Genomic DNA, 653 nt, shown 5'->3' with positions numbered 1-653 from the left:
GGTTAGTACGTCCTTCATCGCCTCTGACTGCCAAGGCATCCACCATGTACGCTTAGTCACTTAACCATACAACCCCAAGAAGTGTCGTCGAAACGACGCGACTTGTTGCTGTACAACAAGGACCAAATAAAATTTGGTTTTCGCCAAGAAGTTTCCAAAGCACTTGTAACAAATGTTTGAGAACTACTTTTTAAATCAGCTTTCCAGATTGTTAAAGAGCATGTTTGCAACGGCGCAAGGCCGAAGAAAACAGAGTTAAGAATCAGTTCTTAACTCTGCATTCTTGTTAGCAAGAAGAGAAGTGGCGTCCCCTAGGGGATTCGAACCCCTGTTACCGCCGTGAAAGGGCGGTGTCCTAGGCCTCTAGACGAAGGGGACCCAAAATCATCTTTGCACTGCGTTAGCAGTGCAGATTTTGGGTAATGGCGAGTGCTGAGCCTGCGAGGCCGAGCGCCATTATTCACATCCCAAAACCCAATGATAGGGCTTCTCTCATCTGACCTAAGCCAGATAAGCACTGACGCTTGCGCATCAGGTCTTTGCTCTAACTACTTTGAATCAAGGCAATCTGTGTGAACACTCAACAACTTCGACATCTTAAGGTAAGGAGGTGATCCAACCCCAGGTTCCCCTAGGGTTACCTTGTTACGACT

At 47.2% G+C, this 653-nt stretch carries 1 tRNA gene; it reads right to left on the bottom strand.

Annotated elements, in window-relative coordinates:
- Window positions 1-302 precede the first annotated feature (302 nt).
- Window positions 303-378 (bottom strand) — tRNA-Glu (locus KW824_RS20600).
- Window positions 379-653 lie beyond the last annotated feature (275 nt).

The organism is Aeromonas sp. sif0611, from assembly GCF_019218845.1.
Lineage (GTDB): Bacteria > Pseudomonadota > Gammaproteobacteria > Enterobacterales > Aeromonadaceae > Aeromonas > Aeromonas media.
The sequence above is the reverse complement of the archived record's forward strand: the minus strand, read 5'-3'. Positions and strand labels throughout refer to the sequence as shown.